We start from the raw sequence: 1,951 nt of genomic DNA on the forward strand, positions 1-1,951 counted from the left end.
AATTCAGCACTGTATTGTTTCTTTTGATTTCCCATTAAACATTTCCCCCTGGTTCAGTTATATTTATTTTATACTAAACTTAGGAAAAATCTCTATTTAAGTTGTCCTATTTTTATTCTAGCATCAAATCGTACAAAATGAGGAAGGTTTATACTGTAGAATGGATTTCTAAATTTAAGGGATAATAAATATGGAAACTACTTTTATTTTGTGATGCTTAAGCGTTAAGGAGAAGATTATGGAGAAAAAACATAAAGGACTGTCCGCATGGCAGCTTACAGTGATGGCATTAGGGACTGTAATAGGAGGTTCATTTTTTCTAGGTTCGTCGGTAGCGATTCATGCCGCTGGACCTGCTATTTTAATATCCTATATCTTGGGAGGAGTACTCGTTTATTTTATACTCTTTGCCTTGTCTGAGATGACTGTAGCAAATCCTGATACAGGTTCTTTTCGTACCTTTGCAACACAAGCATTTGGTCCGGGAGCTGGATTTGTCGTTGGATGGGTATACTGGACAGGAATGGTTCTAGCCATGTCAAGTGAAGCCACTGCTGTATCCATTTTGGTACGTGAATGGATTCCAAATATATCCATTTATTTGCTAGGAAGCTTAATAATAATTGGTGTTACGTTGCTTAATCTTTTAGGAGCTGATAAGCTAAGCAAGCTGGAAAGCGGTCTTGCTGCAGTAAAGTTATTAGCAATAGCTTCTTTTATCATAATCGCATTATTATTAATTATAGGAATATTTCCAGGGATTTCAACAATCGGTGCCGGAGAATTAGTTAGGGAACCTTTAATGCCTAGGGGAATAAAGGGGATTGCGGGAAGTATGCTTGTCGTAATTTTTTCCTATGCTGGCTTTGAAATCATTGGATTAGCTGCTTCAGAAACAGATAATCCTAAAAAAACGGTTCCTAAAGCAATTACTTATACCGTTTTGTCACTTGTAGGATTTTATATCCTTTCTATTGCTGTACTTCTTCCACTCATTCCTACAACCACGCTTAGTGAAGATGTAAGTCCAATGGTAGCAGCTTTGAATAGGTGGGGAATTGGGTGGGCAGGTACGGTTATTAATCTGGTACTGATAACAGCTATTCTTTCTACAATGTTGGCAGCCATGTTTGGACTTGGAAGAATGATGAGGTCTCTTGTTGATGATGGCCTAGCTCCTAAGTGGCTAAAAGATAAAAAGGATGTTCCTTATCGCGGAATATTATTTTCAGGTCTAGCTATGTTTTTAGGATTAAGTATTGGTTTTTTGCTTCCAAAAATTTATCTATTTTTAATAAGTTCAGGTGGTTTTGCATTACTTTTTACATATGTCATTATAATTGCTACTCATATACGCTTTCGTAAAAAGAATGGATGTCCTCCAGAAGGTAAGTGTCAGATGCCCGGATACCCATTAACCTCTTGGATTGTTTTATTAAGTATGGTTATGATTATTTTGAGTATGCCATTTATTTCAGGGCAGACATCAGGGCTTATAGCAGGAATTATAATGACCGCATTATATTCTTTCATTTATATTTCAATAAGATTGATGAAAAGTTCTAAAAAGAACAAAGAAGTTTATTTAAGCTTGAACAATAAGAAATATCAAACAAGATTGTCAGCAGAATTCTCTAAGGAACTGACCGAAGAGATAAAGGAGAAGGAAAGAGATAAAAATAAACACTAGCGTTGCATTAATTAAATCTGATGATTCGAAATAATAGCAATCTTCAAAAATTATATGTCCATACAACAAAAAAAATCCTTTACAATGGAAGTACAGGTGATTCCTGTCCAAATCCAATAGTAAAGGAAAACGTCATGGACAAGAATACACTAATTTCGTCATTTGGTAAATGGGTTTCACCCATAAATTTTAAAAAAATTTTTGAACATGTTGAAAATGGTAAACAAGATTACTACATCAAGAAACTTACAACAGAGGCTT

At 35.0% G+C, this 1,951-nt stretch carries 1 protein-coding gene; it reads left to right on the forward strand.

The features are described from left to right. The first annotated feature begins 238 nt into the window (after positions 1-238). Positions 239-1,690, forward strand: coding sequence for an amino acid permease (locus TEPIDINF_RS14655; RefSeq protein WP_421692400.1), 1,452 nt, complete (start codon positions 239-241; stop codon positions 1,688-1,690). The last annotated feature ends 261 nt before the right edge of the window (positions 1,691-1,951 follow it).

Origin of the sequence: Tepidibacillus infernus, from assembly GCF_048898065.1 — a bacterium.
Classification (GTDB): Bacteria; Bacillota; Bacilli; order Tepidibacillales; family Tepidibacillaceae; genus Tepidibacillus_B; species Tepidibacillus_B infernus.

Bases quoted from the DNA above. Each gene is read 5' to 3' on its own strand.
- TEPIDINF_RS14655 (WP_421692400.1), top strand. From the start codon at position 239: ATGGAGAAAAAACATAAAGGACTGTCCGCATGGCAGCTTACAGTGATG.